The organism is Vibrio hibernica, assembly GCF_015223435.1.
Lineage (GTDB): Bacteria > Pseudomonadota > Gammaproteobacteria > Enterobacterales > Vibrionaceae > Vibrio > Vibrio hibernica.
In genome coordinates, this window is the sequence record NZ_VHKO01000012.1 from 15928 (window position 1) to 35836 (window position 19909).

Sequence of the window (19909 nt, forward strand, 5' to 3'; positions counted from 1 at the left end):
TTAATGCCTTTAGAGCTAGTCCGGTATTATTGGTTATTAAGTAAGGCGGTATTTTAGCGTGGATAGTCAACTATCTAATCAATTTATGGATCTGGATTGCTTCTTACAAAAAACATCAAACCTATGGCGATTTGAACCGTTTCAACAAAGCATCCATTTAGATTTACCGTGGCAACAGACTCATCCTGACTTGTGTCAATTGTTAAATGGATTAACGAAAAAGGATATTCTTCGACTTAAGCAGAATACCACCGATCTTATCGTGTTACTGACACCTTATATTCCGGAGTTAGATTCTGTAGTCACTTTATGCCAATTGGATCCCTTAAACTCCGAAGAACTAGTGTTGCCTCAAGGTTTTGATGTCGGTATTCCTGGCCGTAAATGGCAACAAATTTGTACTATGGGGATGGCGGCGTTAAAAGTGGAATTGGCTGATGATTCGGGTGAATGGCTTGAATGGTGTGCAGGTAAAGGTTATTTGGGACAAGTGATATCGCAACAATCCCAACGTCCTGTTACCAGCTTAGAATGGCAGCACTCACTTTGTCATTCAGGACAAGTACTAGCCGATAAGCGCCAATTAATGATGAATTTTGTGCAAGGAGATGCACTATCTGAAAAAGTGAAGTTAATAATGAAGCCGAATCAGCATGCCGTTGCTTTGCACGCATGTGGTGATTTGCATGCTCATTTAATTGAATTAGCTCGAGATGTTGGTTTGTCTGCTTTGACAATTTCGCCTTGTTGTTATCACTTAACTCAATTCGATACTTATCAAGCTTTATCGGCAGAGGGCAAAAAATCCTCTTTGCAATTATCTAAAAATGAATTGCGGATCCCCCTGCAAGAAACAGTGACAGGCGGACAAAGGGTACAATTGCACCGACGGCAAGAAATGACATATCGTTTAGCGGTTGATTGTTTACGGCAAGAAGATTTGGGAGAGCGGCAATATACGCCGTTACCTAGTATTAAAAAATCCGAATTAAGTTTAGGTTTTGCGCATTTCTGCAACTGGGCTAATCAACAACCCTCATTTCAGAAAAAACAGCTGGATTTATCATTGGGTGATTTGGGGGTTTACTTAGCCAAGGGGGAGAAAAGGTTTATTCACATGGAGAGAATGAGTCTGGTTCAGCAAGTATTTCGTCGGGCATTAGAAATGTGGTTGGTGTATGACAAAGCATTAAGATTAGAACAAGATGGGTACCGTGTGAGTTTGAGTCTATTTTGCACACGTGAAATTACCCCTAGAAATATTCTCATACAAGCACAAAAACTAAATAGGTAGTCATTCACCTGATTTTATTTTTTATGGCGACACCAAAATCGGGTCGTTAATTGTGTTTGTGTCCTTATTATATGGTTTTTATTGGTTTATCTGTCTATTTTTAGGTTATTCATTGGATAAAAATGAAGTATAGTAGTGTTTCAGTGATATTTGATACTGAGAGTACCTTTTGTATTTGGAACTTAGCTTTCAGCACTTTAGGTCGAGAGATAAGACAATAGAAATCAAAATAAAGTACATTTTGCAGGGACGTAATTAAGGTGGAATTAATGTCAGATAATTATAAAAAACCGTCCAAGGATTTGGATCGGATTGATCGTAACATTTTAAATGAATTACAAAAAGATGGTCGCATTTCAAATGTGGAGCTGTCTAAAAGGGTAGGGCTCTCTCCTACACCATGTTTAGAGCGTGTTCGTCGCTTAGAACGTCAAGGTTATATTACCGGCTATACGGCTTTGCTTAACCCGCAGTACCTTGATGCTTCGCTACTCGTTTTTGTAGAAATTACATTAAATCGTGGTGCTCCGGATGTATTTGAGCAATTTAACACAGCCGTACAAAAGTTGGATGATATCCAAGAGTGCCATTTAGTTTCAGGTGATTTTGATTACCTATTGAAAACGCGTGTATCGGATATGAGCGCTTATCGTAAGTTACTTGGCGATACTCTTCTTCGCCTTCCGGGGGTAAATGACACTCGTACTTATGTTGTGATGGAAGAAGTAAAACAATCTAGTCAACTTGTGATTCAAACCCGATAAAACAAAATTTGTACGATTGTTGTCAGGATGTGTTCAAATCTGCGTCTTGGCGACCTTTGACTATAGGTTTTTTTTCTTGTTTCGGGTATTGTTAGCAGGTGTTGTCTACCGAGCGGCTTAGGCCGCTCGTCGTATTTTAGGACCACCGAGTTCATTATGTTTATCAGTTTTTCATATTGGTTTATTTCGTGAAAATATTATAAATAACGCTATGCAAACCAAAGAATAAAAACACATTACTTATAAACGTGATTTTCAGTTAACGCTCGGAATAGGGGCAAATTTTGTTTACGTATAGCAAAAAAATTTTCAAGCAAAACAAAGCAAAAACCGTGACGATCATTAAAGCTAAAGAAACGAAGCAAAGGTTTCGCCTTAATGGATCTCAACGCCTAAAAGAGGGCGGTTTTATTCTTGGTTTACTAGTGGCTATCTTGATGATGGTATCACTTTTCTCATTTGATCCAGCCGATCCATCATGGTCGCAAACGGCTTGGGGTGGTGTTGTCCACAATGCTGGTGGTTATATCGGAGCGTGGATTGCAGATACTCTATTTTTTACTTTTGGCTCTTTTGCTTATCCTTTGCCTTTTATTATTTTGGGGGCTAGTTGGGCGTTTTTCCGATCGCGTGATGAAGACGAATCGATTGATTTATTGTTGTGGGGAACACGATTATTAGGTTTAGTCGTTATGCTGCTGACCAGTTGTGGGCTTGCCGATATTAACTTTGATGATATTTGGTACTTTTCTTCAGGTGGTGTAGTGGGTGACGTATTGACGTCTTTGGCTATGCCTGCTCTTAACAATCTTGGTTCGACCTTAGTTTTCATGTTCTTATGGGGTGCGGGTTTTACTCTTCTTACGGGTATTTCATGGTTAACGATTGTGGAAAGCTTAGGCCGAGGATCATTGCGTATTTGCCAGCGTTTATTTAATCGTGCACGTGGCGAAGAAACTGCTGTGGTTTCTTCCGCCGGTTTCCAGAAAAAAGAATTAGCATCTCTGAAGTTTGATGATGTTGAAGAACAAGATTTATCATTACAGCTAGGTGCTATTGATGATGTAAATGAAGACGATGTTGCTGAATTACCTGAACAGCAGAAAGAGAAAAAATCACCACGTTTTAATATTCACTTTCCACGTAAAGCTTCGAAAAAACAGCAGAGCACACACCAAGACCCCGTGATGTCAGCAAGCCATTCAATTGATCCAACGGATGAAGAGCTGAATGATCCCCTATTTTCTGCGCCATCGGCTCCAACTCCGGTAGCTAATATGGCAGCGTCTGAACAATCTAATGCATCTACTCAGTCTCAACATCGTTATCAAAATCCGAACGCTACTATTGCCGAACTGGATCAACAAGCTGAGATGGAAGGGGATTTTGTTCCTCAAGAATCGCTTTCGAAGAAGTTGGTATTGCAGCCATTAGTAGAGCAAAACTCTTTTGAGCAAGAAGCAATCGCACCCATTGAAGTACCAACTCAAATATCAACGCCCTCGTTGTCGTCTGAATCTTTTATCTCAGATCCTTCGGTTTCTGAAGCGTTGACGATGAATAGCCAGTCGATATCGACGGAACATTTGGATGTTGATGAAGATAGCAGCGCGCCATCATTTGGAAATATGGACGTAGATCTTGATCCTGAATCGACAGTTTCATTTAATACATCTGTCGTTGATCCGGAAGTTGATAGCCAGCCGAAGGTGAGTGAGAAAATAGCCGTCAGTCAAGAAGTCCCTACTATTAATCACCCAGAAACAAGTATTAGCAAATCTGAGCCTGAAAAGCCGAATGATACTGATGCAGCCGCTTTCCAAAATATAGTGGCAGCAGCTCAAGCGAAAAAGATGGTGTCACAGAACCCATTTTTAATTCAATCGGATCATAATCTGCCAGTACCAACCTCACCAATGCCGACACTGGAATTGTTATATCATCCAGAAAAGCGTGAGAGCCATATTGACCGTGATGCATTGGAAAATATCGCACGCTTAGTTGAATCTAAGTTAGCCGATTATAAAATTGAAGCACGAGTAGTGGATATCTTCCCCGGTCCAGTGATTACTCGTTTTGAACTCGATCTTGCACCTGGTGTAAAAGTGAGCCGCATTTCTGGTTTATCGATGGACTTAGCCCGTTCACTATCAGCGATGGCAGTGCGCGTCGTAGAGGTTATTCCCGGTAAACCTTATGTTGGGCTTGAATTGCCAAATATGAGTCGAGAAACCGTCTATTTATCGGATGTGATTAACTCTGATCAATTCCAAAATAACAAATCACCAACGGCGGTTGTATTAGGTCAGGATATTGCAGGTGAAGCCGTGGTGGCTGATCTGGCTAAAATGCCACACGTATTAGTCGCTGGCACAACGGGTTCGGGTAAATCAGTTGGCGTTAACGTCATGATTTTAAGCATTTTGTATAAGGCCACTCCAGAAGATGTTCGCTTTATCATGATCGATCCGAAAATGCTGGAATTGTCTATTTATGAAGGTATTCCTCATTTACTTTCAGAAGTTGTGACTGACATGAAAGATGCATCTAATGCTTTGCGTTGGTGTGTTGGCGAAATGGAACGTCGTTATAAATTATTATCTGCTGTTGGAGTACGTAACCTTAAAGGCTACAACGAGAAACTTAAAATGGCAGCAGCGGCGGGACATCCAATTCATGATCCACTGTGGAAGCCCGGTGACAGCATGGATGAAATGCCACCACTATTAGAAAAATTGCCATCGATTGTGGTGATTGTGGATGAATTTGCTGACTTGATCATGGTTGTGGGTAAAAAAGTAGAAGAGTTAATTGCTCGACTGGCACAAAAAGCGCGTGCAGCCGGTATTCACTTAGTGCTTGCCACACAACGACCATCGGTAGATGTCATTACCGGTTTGATTAAAGCCAATATTCCAGCTCGTGTTGCATTTACCGTTTCAACCAAAACCGATTCACGCACTATTTTAGATCAAAGTGGCGCGGAGTCATTATTGGGTATGGGTGACATGCTCTACTTACCACCAGGTTCAAATCATACCGTGCGTATTCATGGGGCCTTTGCTTCAGATGATGATGTTCATGCGGTTGTTAATGATTGGAAAGCACGTGGTAGACCCGTTTATATTGATGAAATTATTCATGGTGAACCAACAGCTGAGAGCTTACTTCCTGGGGAACAGTTAGAAGGCGAAGAAGAAATGGATCCACTCTACGATCAAGTAGTAGAGTTTGTGACCGATTCTCGTCGAGGTTCTGTTTCTGGAGTGCAACGTCGATTTAAAATTGGTTATAACCGTGCAGCACGTATTATTGAGCAATTAGAAGCTCAAGGTATTGTGAGCTCTCCGGGCCATAATGGTAATCGTGAAGTAATTGCGCCACCACCAGTGAAGCAGTTCGACTAATATATACCCCAAGTCATTGAGTTACAGTCAACAAAGCTGCTGCTTCAAATAAGACAGGTATAGCCTTCGTATTTGAAGCTATCAATATAGCGTCAAATTACGTTAGATAAAAAGGATTTAACAATGAAAAAATGGTTAAGCGTATTCTTATTTTCGACAGTAATAAGTTTGTTAAGCCCTGGCGCTTTTGCTAATGGTAAAGATGAGCTGAGTTCTCGTTTGAGTTTAAATAAAGGCTTTAGTGCTGATTTTTCTCAAAAAGTCACCAGCCCTGAGGGTGAAGTATTAATGGAAGGTGAGGGGAACGCGCAAATCTCTCGTCCGAGTCTGTTCCGTTGGGAAACCAAAACGCCAGATGAAACGATATTAGTTTCTGATGGGAAAAGTGTCTGGTATTACAGCCCATTTGTTTCTCAAGTGACGATTTTAAGCCAAGAGCAAGCGACGGCACAAACGCCTTTTGTCTTGCTGACACGCAATAAAGCCAGTGATTGGGCGCAATATGATGTGACTCAAAATAAAGATACGTTCACTTTGAAACCAACAGCATCAGATACCACCGTTGGGACATTCCAAATTCAAATTGATAGTAAAGGTGTAGTAAAAGCATTCAATGTGATTGAGCAAGATGGGCAAACAAGTGAGTTTGTATTTCAAAACGTTAAGCTCAAAATACCAAGTAAATCTCGTTTTACTTTTCAAGTGCCGAAAGGTGTAGAGGTCGATGACCAACGCTAAGGGTTCAAATATTAATAACGGCTTGAAGTGCAAATTAAGTACTGCAATAAAGTGGGTATCCTAAGATTATGAGCAATTTTAGTTTAGACTTTTTTTCGGATGATGATTTTCGCCCGTTAGCAGCGCGTATGCGACCAATGACAGTCGAGCAATATTATGGGCAACAGCATATTCTTGGGCTTAATAAGCCGCTTCGTCGAGCTTTAGAGGCTGGACATATTCATTCCATGATTCTATGGGGTCCCCCAGGTACTGGTAAAACGACGCTTGCAGAAGTGGCTGCTAATTATGCTAATGCAGAAGTTGAGCGTCTTTCTGCTGTGACCTCAGGTGTGAAAGATATTCGCCTTGCAATTGAAAAAGCGCGTGAACATAAGTTATCAGGTCGTAAAACGATTTTATTTGTGGATGAAGTGCATCGCTTTAATAAAAGCCAGCAAGATGCATTCCTTCCTCATATCGAAGATGGCACTATCACTTTTATTGGCGCAACGACTGAAAATCCTTCCTTTGAATTAAATAATGCATTGTTGTCTCGCGCAAGAGTTTACAAATTAACCGCCCTAGATTCGTCAGATATTTTAAATGTTCTCAACCAAGCAATCCAAGATCCAGACCGTGGCTTAGGTAATATTCCTGCGCAATTTGAAGGTGAAATATTAGAACGATTAGTTGAACTGGTGAATGGCGACGCTCGCATGTCGTTAAATTATCTTGAGCTGATTTATGATCTTGCAGAAGAAAATGAAAAAGGCATCAAAATTATTACTTTGGCGTTACTGGCTGAAGTTGCAGGAGAGAAGGTTGCCCGCTTCGATAATAAAGGTGATATGTGGTATGACTTAATTTCAGCGGTGCATAAATCGATTCGAGGCTCAAATCCCGATGCCGCGTTGTATTGGTCAGCGCGTATGATGGCCGCAGGCTGTGACCCTTTATATATCGTACGCCGATTACTGGCTATTGCCTCTGAAGATATTGGGAATGCGGATCCAAGAGCGATGCAAATTGCGATTTCTGCATGGGATTGTTTTACTCGAATAGGGCCGGCAGAAGGGGAACGCGCGATAGCTCAAGCGATTGTGTACTTAGCGTGTGCGCCTAAAAGTAATGCGGTTTACACGGCTTGGAAGCAAGCTCTGCAAGATGCGCATAATCAACCTGAATATGATGTTCCTTTGCATTTACGCAATGCGCCAACCAGTTTGATGAAAGATTTAGGTTACGGCGTAGAATATCGTTATGCTCATGATGAGCCGGGAGCTTATGCGGCAGGTGAAAACTATTTCCCTCCTGAAATGGCGCAAACTCGTTACTATCAGCCAAGCAATCGAGGCTTAGAAGCGAAAATAGGCGACAAGCTAGAATATTTGGCTAATTTAGATATAAAAAGCCCACAAAAGCGCTATCAAAAGTAGTGCTTTTTGGGTATCGTTTTAGCCTGTAATTTTATCATTTTTCAATAAGCAGTGTTTTGCTGCTTTTTCACACTTAGACCAACAGGATTAGCAATGCTTGATTCTAAATTATTTCGAACAGAGCTGGATGAAACAGCTGAAAAACTAGCTCGTCGTGGTTTCACTTTAGATGTAGAAACTCTTCGTAGCCTTGAAGAACAACGTAAGTCTTTACAAACGAAGACTGAAGATTTACAAGCACTGCGTAATTCCCGTTCGAAATCCATTGGTCAAGCAAAAGCAAAAGGCGATCACGAAGAAGCTGAGCGTATCATGTTGGAAATTGGTACTTTAGGCGCCGATCTTGACGAAGCAAAAGCCGCATTGATTGAGCTTCAAGCTCAGATTGATGGTATTACTTCGGCGATTCCCAATATTGCCCATGATTCCGTTCCTCAAGGTAACGATGAAGAAGATAATGTTGAGATCGCTCGTTGGGGTGAACCCAAATCGTATGACTTTGAGCTAAAAGATCATGTTGATTTAGGTGAAATGGGCGACGGCCTTGATTTTGCTAGTGCAGTAAAAATTACCGGTTCTCGCTTCATCGTTATGAAAGGCCAGTTTGCTCGTTTGCATCGTGCGATTGCTCAATTTATGCTTGATCTTCATACCGAAGAGCATGGTTATACGGAAATGTATGTGCCATACCTCGTGAATCCCGACAGCTTATATGGCACGGGTCAAATGCCTAAATTTGCTGAAGACTTATTTCATACTCGCCCATTAACTGAGCAAGTTAGTGATGAGCCATTAAAAACGTTATCTTTGATCCCAACGGCAGAAGTGCCAGTGACCAATATGATGCGTGATACTATTACGGATGAAACTGAACTGCCAATTAAGATGACAGCTCATACGCCATGTTTCCGCTCAGAAGCAGGATCTTATGGCCGTGATACTCGTGGTCTGATCCGTATGCACCAATTTGATAAAGTAGAATTGGTTCAAATTGTAAAACCAGAAGACTCTATGAATGCCTTAGAAGAGTTGACTGGTCATGCAGAGAAAGTACTTCAATTACTAGAACTTCCATATCGTAAAGTGGTGTTATGTACTGGCGATATGGGTTTTGGTGCAGCGAAAACTTACGATTTAGAAGTATGGGTTCCAGCGCAAGAAACGTATCGTGAGATTTCATCTTGCTCGAACTGCTGGGATTTCCAAGCTCGCCGTATGCAAGCACGTTTCCGCCGTAAAGGTGAGAAAAAACCAGAATTGGTGCATACACTGAATGGTTCTGGACTTGCGGTTGGTCGAACTATGGTTGCTATCCTTGAGAACTACCAACAAGCTGATGGACGTATTGAAATCCCACATGTATTACGTTCATATATGAATGGGGCAACTCATATCGGTGGATAAAATTAGCAGACATGCCGATTAGGCAAGTTAAAATAAAAACCGAAGCATAATCTGCTTCGGTTTTGTGTTTTTGATAGCATCTAATTAGGCTTTAAAGGAAGCTTACTTCTCTGTAGATTCCGATTTTTTTGCGGTCTTTGTTTTTTCTACCAGTTTCACTTTAGGCTGAATGTAGGTATGGGATACATCCACAATAGCGTCATCATCAATAAAAGTACGTCCAATCAACACTGGGAACTCTAATTGGTTACGATCGACTAAAGTAAAATCAGATTTCGTTTTATGGTCGCCAATTTGAACGGCAAGAGCCACGACAGGACGAGGTTCGGATGCTTTACTTGTACTCGCTTGTTTGACTTTTACCCAACGTTTTACTGGCATAGTGAACTGTTTAGAGGTCGCACCATCGTGTGAGAGTTTAAAGTCGACCATCAACTTACCATTTTTCTTGTAAGTATGGATATCAACCGCACTAATAGAAGAGGTGGTTGCACCAGTATCAATACGTGCTTTGACGTTATGATTAATATCGGCGATATATATCCATTCGACCTCGCCTAGAATTAAACTACCATTCTTTATATGTGTGGCTATTTCAATATCTTGCGCGGTAACCGTACTAACAGGTTGAACTTTTTCAGCCGCAATGGCTGAAAAGGAACAAGAAAATAAAGTGACTATTAGCCATTTGAACATAGTGGGAAACCTTTTGATGTCATTATAATAAAACTGGCTAAATTTTAGCATAAAGATCACCCGACATGCGTGATATGCTGGGCTTCTTTGTCAATTTTCTGTCGTTAAAAAACAATCATCTTTCTCTAATGCACTTTCAATCGCGTGCAATAACTGATCAATATGTTCGGGCTTTGAGATATAAGGCGGCATAATATAAATCAACCTACCAAATGGCCGTATCCAGACACCATGCTCCACAAAATACGCTTGGATGAGTTCCATATTGACTGGAACATGCGTTTCTACTACTCCAATAGCGCCAAGCCAACGAACGGATTTGACTCTATTATAGGATTTAAATCGTGGCAGTTTTTCTGAAAAAATGGTTTCAATATCTAAAACTTGTTTTTTCCACTCTTCAGTTTTTATTAAATCCAAACTCGCGGTTGCCACCGCACATGCTAAAGGGTTAGCCATAAAGGTTGGACCATGCATAAAGCAACCGGCTTCACTATTACAGACTAAATCGGCTACTTTCTTGCTGGTAACTGTAGCAGAAAGTGTCATATAACCACTCGTAAGCGCTTTACCTATACATAAAATATCAGGTTGGATATTGGCATGCTCACAAGCAAATAATTTTCCGGTACGACCAAACCCAGTGGCAATTTCATCCACAATTAAAAGAATTTCATATTGATCGCATAATTGGCGAACCCCTTGTAGAAACTGCGGGTGATAGATCCTCATACCACCAGCTCCTTGCACGATAGGCTCTAAAATAACAGCCGCTAGTTCTTGATGATGCAATGCTATTTTCTGTTCAAAATCGAAAAGATCATCGGGGTTAAACTCAGGCCATCTGCCATCTTGAATTTGATGATTTTCGGGGGACTTAGCAAAGATATGTTCAGGTAAAAATCCTTTATACATTTGATGCATAGAGTTATTGGGATCGGTCACTGACATAGCTGCAAATGTATCTCCATGATAACCGTGTTCTAGTGTTAGGAACTTGGATCGAAGAGGAATATTACTCGCTATTCTTTGCTTTGATTCTTTGCCATACCAATATTGCAGTGCCATTTTTAGTGCCACCTCGACAGAGACTGATCCTGAATCGGCTAAAAAAACGTGCTCAAGATTGGATGGTACTAATGACAAAATATTTTTACACAGACTAATAGCTGGCTGATGGGTTAAGCCACCAAACATGATGTGTGACATTTTATCGATTTGTTGATGCGCCGCTTGATTGAGTTGAGGGTGGTTATAACCATGTATTGCTGACCACCAAGAAGACATTCCATCCACTAGATTTTTACCATTTTCTAATTGAATCATCACGCCACTGGCTTGGGTGACAGGGTAGCAAGGCAGGGGGTTTAGCGTGGAAGTATAAGGGTGCCAGATATGCTGTTGATCAAACTCAGTGTCTATTGGAATTGATTTGTTTGATTTATGATTCATTGTAAACCTGTTGATAAATTTAAAGTTGACAGTGTATCCTCTGTGAGTAGACTAGCCAAGCTTTAACAAGTGCTAACGCTATGGCATTCATCAAAATAATAAGGAACTCACCGTGGAAGCTCGTCATTACTGGACAGTTCAACAAGTACAAACGCTTATTGATAAACCTTTTATGGATTTGTTGTTTGAAGCCCAACAAGTGCATCGTCAATATCAACAGACCAATCATGTGCAAGTAAGTACATTGCTTTCGATCAAAACGGGTGCTTGTCCTGAAGACTGTAAATATTGTCCACAAAGTGCGCATTATCGTACTGATGTTGAAAAAGAGCGCTTAATGGAAGTGGAGCGAGTATTGGATGCGGCGCAAAAGGCGAAGCACTCAGGTTCAACACGGTTCTGCATGGGGGCTGCTTGGAAGAACCCTAAGCAAAGAGATATGCCATATTTAACGGACATGATTAAAGGCGTGAAAGACCTAGGCTTGGAAACATGCATGACGCTTGGCATGTTAACGCCAGCTCAAGCCACTGAGCTTTCTGATGCAGGTTTGGATTATTATAATCATAACTTGGACACTTCTCCTGAGTTTTACGGCAAAATAATTACCACTCGAACTTATCAAGATCGCTTAGATACGCTTTCTCATGTCCGTGATGCGGGAATGAAAATTTGTTCTGGTGGCATTATTGGCATGGGAGAAAGTGTTTCTGATCGTGCCGGTTTACTCGTTGAGCTTGCGAACTTACCCACTCAGCCAGAAAGTGTGCCGATTAATATGTTGGTGAAGGTTAAAGGAACCCCAATGGAGAATGTTGAGGATGTTGAACCGTTTGATTTTATCCGCTTGATTGCGATAGCGCGGATCATGATGCCTCAATCAGCAGTTCGTCTTTCTGCTGGGCGTGAAAATATGAATGAACAAATGCAAGCCTTGTGTTTTATGGCCGGTGCGAATTCGATTTTTTATGGTTGTAAGCTATTAACTACGCCAAATCCTGAAGAAGATACTGATTTGCAATTATTTGAAAAACTAGGAATTAACCGTCAACAAGTTCATCAAAAACCTGATGATGTTCAAGAGAGTGATTTGCTGGATCAAGTAATCGAACAAGTTGTGGCTCGGCCGACAGCAGATGATATTTTCTACCAAGCATAAGGCCTGAAATTATGTTTGAACAAAGAATAGCTCAGCAGTTACAAGGGCGACAACAAGCAGGGTTATCCCGTAGTTTACATACTCTTAACATGGGAAGTAATGCGCAATTAATGAATGAGAAACACCAGTCATTTGTGAACTTTTCGAGTAATGATTATTTAGGGTTGTCTCAAGATCCTGAATTATGCCAAGCCTGGCAACAAGGCTTAGCAAAGTATGGCTGTGGAAGTGGAGCATCTCCTTTAGTGACTGGTTTTAGTTCTGCACATGCCAACTTAGAAGCAAAGCTGTGCGAATGGCTCGGATTTGAAAGAGCGGTTTTATTTAGTTCGGGCTTTAGTGCCAACCAAGCCATGTTGTTTGCTTTGCTGCAATCAGGCGATGTATTGATTCAAGATAAGCTTAATCACGCTTCATTAATCGAGGCTGGTTTATTATCTGCAGCAGAGATGGTTCGTTTTAAACATAATGACGTGCATCAACTTAATCAACAGTTACAAAAGACCGCTAATGATCATAAATCGGCGTTAGTGGTAACGGAAGGCGTATTTAGCATGGATGGCGATCAATCGGATCTAGCATCTATCCATCAAATTTGTCTGAATCACCAATCATGGCTTGCTGTCGATGATGCTCATGGGATTGGCGTATTAGGAGACGCAGGCGCAGGCGCAGGCAGTTGTGCTGCAATGGGCATTAAACCTAATATTCTGGTTGTTACCTTTGGCAAAGCATTTGGTCTATCAGGTGCTGCCATTTTATGTGACCGTAATACGGGAGATTACTTGACTCAGTTTTCCCGTCATCATGTTTATTCTACGTCAATCCCACCATCACAAGCATTCGCGTTATCTCATGCAATTGAGATGATCCAAACGCAGCAGTGGCGTCGAGATAAGCTTCTAGATCTCAATAGTTATTATCAAGAAGGATTAGAGAATATCGCTGGATATGTCGCGACTAAAACTACGATTAAACCTTTTATCTGTGGATCGAATGATAAGGTTATGCATTTCTCTGATCAGTTAAAGCAACACGGTTTTTGGGTTGGCGCGATTCGTCCGCCGACAGTAGCGAAAAATAGTGCTCGATTACGCATAACACTCACCGCGAACCATAGTGTTGAACAAATCATGCAATTAACGTCTTTGCTCTCTGAGATCGTTGAAGTTTTTGATCAATATACAACGAGAGAGGTGGTGTAATGCAGGCCCCAACGATGTTATTACCAACAGTTGAACAAAGTCTCATCGATAAACAAGCGATCGCACAAGCATTCAGTAAAGCCGCGTGTACCTATGATCAACATGCGGCATTTCAACGGGATGTTGGACAAAGACTGATGGATAAATTACCCCAAGATCTTACCGGATTATCGGTATTAGATTTAGGTTGTGGAACGGGCTATTTTACTGCGCAATTAGCACAACGCGGAGCAAAAGTGACCGCATTTGATTTATCTGATTCTATGCTTGAACAATGTCGTAAACGTTGTACTTCACTCTCACTCTCAGTTTCAGTTTCAGTTTCATATCAACAAGGTGATGCTGAAATACCGCCATTTGCAAATAATAGTTTCGATATTGTATTTTCAAACCTGGCGATTCAATGGTGCCGTGATTTAACGCGTTTATTTAAAACAGTCGTGAATTTATTAATCCCAGAAGGTCGGTTTTATTTCTCTTCTCTTCTTGATGGATCTTTGTATGAGCTACAACAATCTTGGGCTCAAGTTGATGAAAATCAACATGTGAATCAATTTCATTCACGTGATGAGATAAACGTTGCGTTAGCTCAAGCATCCATCAAACCCTACCACGTAGACTCCGTTAAAATTCAAGTTTGGTATGCTTCTGCTTTTGAATTAATGAAAGATTTAAAAGGCATTGGTGCAACGTACGTTCCAGGTAGGGCTTATGGCCTAACCAAGCGTCGGGCGCTGCTGGGTGTCGAACAAGCATATCGACAGTATTGCAATCCATTAGGTCAGTTTCCCGCGACCTATCAAGTTTGTTTAGGACTTATTGTAAAATGATTAATTCAGTATTTATTGCCGGCACGGATACCGATGTTGGTAAAACGATGGTATCTCAAGCATTATTACGTGCTTTTTCAGAACAGGGGCTTTCAACATCAGGTTATAAGCCTGTCGCTTCTGGTTCTGAAATGACAGAGCAAGGTATGAGAAACTCAGATGCGTTGCACTTACAGTCAGCATCCACTGTTGGGTTAGAGTATGACGTGGTAAATCCATACACCTTAGCTATACCAGCATCGCCGCATTTTGCTGCGCGAACAGAAGGGGTTGTGATTGAATTTGACACCCTATCATTGACGTTAACTCAGCATAAATCAGCAGCCGATATTGTTGTTGTTGAAGGTGCTGGTGGTTGGCGAGTACCTGTATCTGAACACGAATATTTATCCACGTGGGTTCAACAAGAAAAATTACCCGTTATTCTAGTTGTGGGGGTAAAACTAGGTTGTTTGAACCATGCGATATTAACAGTTGAAGCGATTGAAAGTGATGGTTTAGAAGTCGTCGGGTGGGTTGCTAATCGAATTAATCCAGGCACAGAGCACTATGCAGAGAATATTCGTATGTTGGAATTAAAAATAAAAGCGCCAAAATTAGGGGAGATTCCATATTTACCTAGCTCAAAACATAAAGATGCGAATAAATATTTAGATGTTTCTAGCTTGATAGAGTAATCAATTACATGCTTCAATAATATTCATCACATAGACAAGCGCCGCTCTAAAAGAGCAGCGCTTTGCTGTTATTGGATTCGGATATTTAGAAGAGCTTAGTTAAGTGTTATTTTTTTAGAACGATACCAGGAATAATCACTTTAGATTCTTCTTCTTTTTTGTCTTTGATACCTAGATGCTCTTTGGCTTCTTCTTCCGAAAGCCCTAAGTGGCAAGATAATAAATCAATCGCCATCTGGTAGTTTGCTTTCTCTTCCATTGTTCTCGTTCCTATTTATTGATCTTATTTTCCTACAAAATAATCGCCTCAGAGTAAAAGGGCAATACGACCAAAGTCTAAAGCCAAAATAATTATCATTGTTAATGTGGTGTTAAGCTGATGAATGATCAGGTATTTATAATTAAAGTAAACAAAGACATTAAATGTTTCAATTTAACACTTAACCTACATGTGAAAATCTACGATTATGTATAGCTATAAACGATAGCTTCTTATTACGGAGATAAAAATGAAGCGAGTGATGTTATTTTTAGCAACCAACTTAGCGGTAGTGTTAGTTCTAAGTGTTGTTCTAAATATTGTATATGCCGTAACTGGAATGCAACCGGGTAGTTTGTCTGGCTTATTAGTCATGGCTGCAATATTTGGTTTTGGTGGTTCATTTATCTCTTTGCTAATGTCGAAAAAAATGGCATTGCGGTCAGTTGGCGGGCAAGTCATTGAACAGCCACGTAACGAAACTGAGCATTGGTTAATTCAAACGGTTAGTCGTCAGGCGCAACAGGTTGGGGTTGGAATGCCAACAGTGGCTATTTATGATTCACCTGATATTAATGCGTTTGCGACAGGTGCTAAAAAAGATGACTCGTTAGTTGCGGTTTCAACCGGCTTGTTACACAACATGACCCGCGAAGAAGCAGAAGCAGTATTAGCACATGAAATGAGCCACATTGCCAATGGTGATATGGTCACCATGACGCTTATGCAAGGTGTTGTGAATACGTTCGTTATTTTTTTATCCCGTATGATTGCCAATATGCTGAGTTCTCGTAATAGCGAAGAAGGCGGCGGTTCTAATATGATGAGTTACTTTATCATTTCAATGGTATTGGAATTAGTGTTTGGTTTCTTAGCGAGTTTTATTACGATGTGGTACAGCCGCCACCGTGAATTTCATGCGGATGCAGGCGCAGCGCAATTAGTCGGAAAAGAGAAGATGATTGCGGCTTTAGAGCGTTTGAAGATGAGCCATGAACCGCAACTTGAAGGCTCGATGATGGCGTTCGGTATCAATGGTAAGCGTACGATGATGGAATTATTGATGAGTCATCCTCCACTTGATAAACGTATCGATGCATTAAGAAATCAACAATAATCGATTACATACCAAATAGTATTTATGCTTAATCGATATGAAAAGGCTTAGCTCTTAGATAAAAATGAGACTAAGCCTTTTTTGATATTTTGAAAAGTGACTAGATAGGGATCAGGATTATTGAACTTGTGGCTTTTCGGGATTAATCGTTTACGTTTAACCTGATTTTTCTCTCCAGATCTTTTTTAACTATTTCGATAGCTTGAAGTGCAACTTGTGAATCGATCTCATTATTTTCGAGTAAATAAATTAAATCGACTGCCAGTTTTATCTCGGTCGATGCTGAATTCAAGGGGCTTTCGATGGGAGCATCTTGCTCAGTATTTGTATTCAATTCGTTAGACATAATCATTACTTGGGTTATGTTGTTCTCGGTAAGTTATTTGCCTTTCAATCTTTAATGTTGCGGCTTTACATCGATCTAAACGTTGTTCTGCAGCCATTAAATCTTGCTGTGCTTGCGTTTGATTATGTTGCCCGCACTGATTTAAAGCAGCCGTTTTTTGGCGAACCAAATCAGAAAGCCGAGTCTCCCATTCTTGATGTTGAGATAAGTCTTGATATAGCTCACTGATAGCTTTTCTATAATAGCTACTGTGTTTAATTTCAGTATTACGGATTTTTTGAGTGGCTAACTCCCGCTGTATCGCCGCTAGTTGAGATAATAACAGTTGAGTTAAATACTCGGCTCGTAATGCGGTTAACCGTTTTGCCGTTTTCTCTTTTAGTATCGTGTCATAAGTGGCAAGAGTTTCTGCTACGCAAGGAGCCAACAAGCGAGCACGACAACGAAATAAGTGTTCATCAAATAACGCCTGATGATGCTCACCTTTTTGTTTGTCTCGTTCTTTTGCTTGTATCGACAATTGTTCTAATTTTGCTGCAATGTCGCTGAATGTATTCATAAACACCTTTTTGGCGACTTAAATTGTTAGAACCACACTTGGTCAGCACGCTTAATCGCTATCACATAAATTCTAGAGATATTTCATCCTTGAAGTGATGAATTGCTGCGAGTTGACTTACTAGTCAATCAATTAATACTCCACTTTGCGAGAAAATGGCGGTAATGAATCTAATAATGCTTTGCCATAACGCTTGGTAACAATGCGGCGATCAAGTAACACGACTCTACCAGAATCTTGCTCTTTACGCAGCAGTCGCCCGACAGATTGGATCAGTTTTTTACTGGCTTCAGGAACGGATATTTGCAAAAACGGATTGCCGCCTTTATGGCTGATATATTCCGAATGCGCTTCTTCCACCGGAGAAGTAGGAACGCCAAATGGTATTTTTGTAATAATCAGATTTTCCAAAAGATTGCCGGGTAAATCTAACCCTTCTGAAAAACTGCCGGTGCCAAATAGCACGCTAGTTTGACCAAACTGGCAATAGGCGCTGTGTTTTTTTAGGATTTCACCTCGAGAAGCTTTGCCTTGGACCTGTAAATTCCATTTATTTTTAATGGCTATTTTATTAAGAGCTTCAGTGACTTTATTCATTTGCCAATAAGATGAGAACAACACCAAGTTTGCTTTTTTTTCTTCAATATACTGAGGGAGAAGTTCAATTAAGTATTCTGTGAAATCGGGGTGCTGAGGTTCTAATTTAAGTTTTGGGATCAATAATTCTGCATTATTGGCATAGTCGAAAGGAGATGCCAACGCTAGAAATTGAGTAGCATCTTCCGGCCTTAAACTGATCCCAGCTTGAATAGCAAAGTATTGAAATGAATTCAACGCGCGCATGGTGGCAGAAACTAAAACTCCACCATGACACCGGCTCCATAACTGCTGATCAAGTCTCCAACCAATTTCTAATGGTGAAACGTTAACGGTAAAATCGTTATCACGCTCAGAGCTTACTTCTAACCACCGTGCCAGTGGTGCACCTTTTTCATGGTTAGGTTCGGCCATTAAGCTCCACACTTTGGCTAAGTTTTCTAATCGCTGTAAAAAGAAACCAGCTTCAGCCAATGCAGGTTCCGCGAGTCGATTGGATAGTTCACCATCTTTTACTCTTTCTGTAATTAAATCGATTATTTTTGCCATGGCTTTATTGGCTTTTTGAGTTAACAGCTTCAAGCCCTTTGATTCTTCTTCGAGCCATTGCGGTAGCTCGCCATGCTCAAAACGGTAAATGTTATCTTTGAATTGTTCCGCATTAAACTGTTGGCTTAATTGAGTCAGTGAGGGGATCAGTTGCTGAATAGCATCGGTTAATTCATTTTGAAAGCGGGCACTGCGTTTGAGATCAGTCAGACCCACAAATTTAGATACCGCCTTATTGAGTGTTTCAAGCCAACTGGCGGCACCTTTTAAACTTGCGGCGGCAGAAGCATGTTCGCGTGCAACCTGTGGCAGGTGATGTGCTTCATCAAAAATATAAATACTTTGTTCAGGTTCTGGCAAAATTACGCCGCCGCCTAAATCAATATCGGCCATTACTAAACTGTGATTGGCAATAATCACATCTACTTTATCTAAATTGGCACGCGATTTTTGGAAAGGACAATCGCGATGTGATGGCATGGAATTATTACAGCTGTGTTTATCACTGGCGATGACTTTCCAAAGTTCATCAGGAACCGTCGCTGGCCAACTGTCTCTGTCGCCATCCCATTTATTATTGCTGATGGCTTTATATAAGGATTGCAGTAATTCGATGTCTTTCGTTTTAGGTTTAGATTCAAACATGCCTAGCTGCGCACCGCCGGATTCTGGTGCATTTTCACCACTCGCAAGTGCTAATTTTTCCAGGCAGCAATAACGTTGGCGGCCTTTGGCTAATAAAAAGCTAAAGGGCGTTTCTGTAAGGCGGCGATAAAGTGGTATGTCTTTATGAACTAGTTGTTCTTGCAGAGCGACAGTGGCAGTCGAAATAATGATTTTCTTTTGACTAAACTGCGCAAAAGGAACGGTCGCCATTAAATAAGCAAGGGACTTACCGATACCCGTTCCGGCTTCGGCCACGATCATTCGATTGGAGTCGTGGTAATTACCCGATAAGGTTTTTGCTATTTCAGCGACTAGATAATTCTGCGCCCGACGAGGGATGAAACCATCAAGTTGGTGGGTCAGATTTTGATAGCTTTGTTTTATGGCTTTTTGGATGGTTGGCGACAGCATAACTAACTCTCATAAAGGAACGCGGAGATAGTAGCATAAACAGCGGTAAGTCATATCAATAGTGTATTTTGTGAAGGTGAGCACAGTGAAGAGGAAGGTTTTTTTACGTTGTTCATTCATGCTTTAGTGATCATTAAATACGATGTTTTATTAGGTTGCGCATAAATTTAAGTAGAAGTCTTATCTTTATCTAATGAAAACAGGAGCTTTATCACAAAAATAGATTGAACTTTACCAAGTGATTCAATTTTGAACATTGCTCACATGGTTTTATACAAACATATCGATAATCCATCACTTTTCAGTTCATTCAACTTGTTAGTTTGTATTTTATGTTTTTATATTCTGATTTTATGCTGTG

At 40.7% G+C, this 19909-nt stretch carries 17 protein-coding genes; 11 read left to right on the top strand and 6 right to left on the bottom strand.

What is annotated here, in order from left to right; all coding sequences use genetic code 11:
- Positions 1–85 precede the first annotated feature (85 nt).
- The 6 genes from FH976_RS06945 (at position 86) to serS (ending at position 9025) form a co-directional block, all read left to right on the top strand.
- The gene (locus FH976_RS06945) at positions 86–1294 is read left to right on the top strand and encodes a methyltransferase (protein WP_194090224.1); all 1209 of its coding nucleotides are present in this window, start codon (positions 86–88) and stop codon (positions 1292–1294) included.
- A gap of 269 nt (positions 1295–1563) precedes the next feature.
- Positions 1564–2058 carry a leucine-responsive transcriptional regulator Lrp gene (lrp, locus tag FH976_RS06950; RefSeq protein ID WP_190329770.1) on the top strand — a complete coding sequence of 165 codons (495 nt, stop codon included), beginning with the start codon at positions 1564–1566 and terminating at the stop codon, positions 2056–2058.
- Between the two features lie 305 nt (positions 2059–2363).
- Positions 2364–5465, top strand: a complete 3102-nt coding sequence (locus FH976_RS06955) for a DNA translocase FtsK (protein WP_194090225.1) — start codon at positions 2364–2366, stop codon at positions 5463–5465.
- Between the two features lie 123 nt (positions 5466–5588).
- On the top strand, positions 5589–6203 hold the full coding sequence (gene lolA / locus FH976_RS06960; RefSeq protein ID WP_194090174.1) for an outer membrane lipoprotein chaperone LolA: 615 nt from the start codon (positions 5589–5591) through the stop codon (positions 6201–6203).
- Between the two features lie 68 nt (positions 6204–6271).
- Complete coding sequence (locus tag FH976_RS06965) at positions 6272–7621, top strand: replication-associated recombination protein A (protein ID WP_194090175.1); 1350 nt, start codon at positions 6272–6274, stop codon at positions 7619–7621.
- Between the two features lie 93 nt (positions 7622–7714).
- On the top strand, positions 7715–9025 hold the full coding sequence (serS, locus tag FH976_RS06970) for a serine--tRNA ligase (protein WP_194090176.1): 1311 nt from the start codon (positions 7715–7717) through the stop codon (positions 9023–9025).
- Between the two features lie 102 nt (positions 9026–9127).
- On the opposite strand, the gene FH976_RS06975 is transcribed toward serS, so the two are convergent.
- Together FH976_RS06975 and bioA are read right to left on the bottom strand one after the other, a co-directional pair.
- Positions 9128–9721, bottom strand: coding sequence for an ATP-dependent zinc protease family protein (locus tag FH976_RS06975; protein ID WP_194090177.1), 594 nt, complete (start codon positions 9719–9721; stop codon positions 9128–9130).
- A gap of 90 nt (positions 9722–9811) precedes the next feature.
- Positions 9812–11143: an adenosylmethionine--8-amino-7-oxononanoate transaminase gene (gene bioA, locus FH976_RS06980; protein ID WP_194090226.1), complete on the bottom strand. Its 1332-nt coding sequence runs from the start codon at positions 11141–11143 to the stop codon at positions 9812–9814.
- A 142-nt stretch (positions 11144–11285) separates the two neighbouring features.
- Here bioA and bioB point away from each other — a divergent pair, with 142 nt between their 5' ends.
- Genes bioB through bioD form a run of 4 tightly spaced genes read left to right on the top strand, consistent with a single transcriptional unit; the run spans position 11286 to position 15044 of the window.
- Positions 11286–12332, top strand: a complete 1047-nt coding sequence (gene bioB / locus FH976_RS06985) for a biotin synthase BioB (RefSeq protein WP_194090178.1) — start codon at positions 11286–11288, stop codon at positions 12330–12332.
- A gap of 11 nt (positions 12333–12343) precedes the next feature.
- Positions 12344–13537 carry an 8-amino-7-oxononanoate synthase gene (gene bioF, locus FH976_RS06990; protein WP_194090179.1) on the top strand — a complete coding sequence of 398 codons (1194 nt, stop codon included), beginning with the start codon at positions 12344–12346 and terminating at the stop codon, positions 13535–13537.
- Positions 13537–14367 (top strand): malonyl-ACP O-methyltransferase BioC, encoded by an 831-nt coding sequence (gene bioC, locus FH976_RS06995; protein WP_228767365.1) that lies wholly within the window; start codon positions 13537–13539, stop codon positions 14365–14367. The genes bioF and bioC overlap by 1 nt, the downstream gene beginning before the upstream one ends.
- Positions 14364–15044, top strand: coding sequence for a dethiobiotin synthase (gene bioD / locus FH976_RS07000; protein ID WP_194090180.1), 681 nt, complete (start codon positions 14364–14366; stop codon positions 15042–15044). Before bioC ends, bioD begins: the two co-directional genes overlap by 4 nt.
- A 106-nt stretch (positions 15045–15150) precedes the next feature.
- On the opposite strand, the gene FH976_RS07005 is transcribed toward bioD, so the two are convergent.
- Positions 15151–15303, bottom strand: a complete 153-nt coding sequence (locus FH976_RS07005) for a hypothetical protein (protein ID WP_194090181.1) — start codon at positions 15301–15303, stop codon at positions 15151–15153.
- Between the two features lie 250 nt (positions 15304–15553).
- On the opposite strand from FH976_RS07005, the gene htpX reads away from it, so the two are divergent.
- Positions 15554–16420, top strand: coding sequence for a protease HtpX (htpX, locus tag FH976_RS07010; protein ID WP_194090182.1), 867 nt, complete (start codon positions 15554–15556; stop codon positions 16418–16420).
- Between the two features lie 142 nt (positions 16421–16562).
- Here the strand turns inward: htpX and rsmS are convergent, their stop codons facing one another.
- The 3 genes from rsmS to dinG form a co-directional block, all read right to left on the bottom strand.
- Complete coding sequence (gene rsmS, locus FH976_RS07015) at positions 16563–16766, bottom strand: pleiotropic regulatory protein RsmS (RefSeq protein WP_194090183.1); 204 nt, start codon at positions 16764–16766, stop codon at positions 16563–16565.
- Positions 16759–17325, bottom strand: a complete 567-nt coding sequence (locus FH976_RS07020) for a primosomal replication protein (RefSeq protein WP_194090184.1) — start codon at positions 17323–17325, stop codon at positions 16759–16761. The genes rsmS and FH976_RS07020 overlap by 8 nt, the downstream gene beginning before the upstream one ends.
- Positions 17326–17457: 132 nt before the next feature.
- Positions 17458–19548 carry an ATP-dependent DNA helicase DinG gene (gene dinG, locus FH976_RS07025; protein WP_194090185.1) on the bottom strand — a complete coding sequence of 697 codons (2091 nt, stop codon included), beginning with the start codon at positions 19546–19548 and terminating at the stop codon, positions 17458–17460.
- Positions 19549–19909 lie beyond the last annotated feature (361 nt).

Bases quoted from the DNA above. Each gene is read 5' to 3' on its own strand.
- htpX (WP_194090182.1), top strand. From the start codon at position 15,554: ATGAAGCGAGTGATGTTATTTTTAGCAACCAACTTAGCGGTAGTGTTA.
- bioD (WP_194090180.1), top strand. From the start codon at position 14,364: ATGATTAATTCAGTATTTATTGCCGGCACGGATACCGATGTTGGTAAA.
- bioF (WP_194090179.1), top strand. From the start codon at position 12,344: ATGTTTGAACAAAGAATAGCTCAGCAGTTACAAGGGCGACAACAAGCA.
- FH976_RS06975 (WP_194090177.1), bottom strand. From the start codon at position 9,721: ATGTTCAAATGGCTAATAGTCACTTTATTTTCTTGTTCCTTTTCAGCC.
- dinG (WP_194090185.1), bottom strand. From the start codon at position 19,548: ATGCTGTCGCCAACCATCCAAAAAGCCATAAAACAAAGCTATCAAAAT.
- lolA (WP_194090174.1), top strand. From the start codon at position 5,589: ATGAAAAAATGGTTAAGCGTATTCTTATTTTCGACAGTAATAAGTTTG.
- bioC (WP_228767365.1), top strand. From the start codon at position 13,537: ATGCAGGCCCCAACGATGTTATTACCAACAGTTGAACAAAGTCTCATC.
- lrp (WP_190329770.1), top strand. From the start codon at position 1,564: ATGTCAGATAATTATAAAAAACCGTCCAAGGATTTGGATCGGATTGAT.
- serS (WP_194090176.1), top strand. From the start codon at position 7,715: ATGCTTGATTCTAAATTATTTCGAACAGAGCTGGATGAAACAGCTGAA.
- FH976_RS07020 (WP_194090184.1), bottom strand. From the start codon at position 17,325: ATGAATACATTCAGCGACATTGCAGCAAAATTAGAACAATTGTCGATA.
- FH976_RS07005 (WP_194090181.1), bottom strand. From the start codon at position 15,303: ATGGAAGAGAAAGCAAACTACCAGATGGCGATTGATTTATTATCTTGC.
- rsmS (WP_194090183.1), bottom strand. From the start codon at position 16,766: ATGTCTAACGAATTGAATACAAATACTGAGCAAGATGCTCCCATCGAA.
- FH976_RS06965 (WP_194090175.1), top strand. From the start codon at position 6,272: ATGAGCAATTTTAGTTTAGACTTTTTTTCGGATGATGATTTTCGCCCG.
- FH976_RS06945 (WP_194090224.1), top strand. From the start codon at position 86: ATGGATCTGGATTGCTTCTTACAAAAAACATCAAACCTATGGCGATTT.